Annotated in this window: 1 pseudogene; it reads right to left on the reverse strand. The window is 68.4% G+C overall.

Annotated elements, in window-relative coordinates:
* Nucleotides 1-310 (reverse strand): annotated as a pseudogene (locus tag AC0L2O_RS36585) (IS21 family transposase); the annotation flags it as partial.

Here is a 310-nt window from a genome sequence, read left to right on the forward strand (position 1 = left end):
TCGAGCGGCACGCCCGCGATGGTGACCCCAAGCTCGCCCATATCGGTGAAGTCGGAGAGGCCGACCTGGCCCACGTCGTGGGTCTGGCGGAAGATGACCTCCTGCTCCCCGCCATGGATTGCTCGCCAGGCGCGGATCCGGCGCTCCAGGGTGCGGCGGATTCCGGCCCCCAGCTCAGGATGGCGTCGGAGTATCTCCTCGAAGATAGCCACGGGCCGCACGCCGGGAGCCCTCTTCAGCATCGGCACGACCTCCAGGTCGAAGACGTTGGCCAAGGGATCCGGCCGGCGCCTTTGCCGCGGTGACTTCT

The sequence above is a fragment of the Bradyrhizobium sp. Kon10 genome (assembly GCF_055807395.1).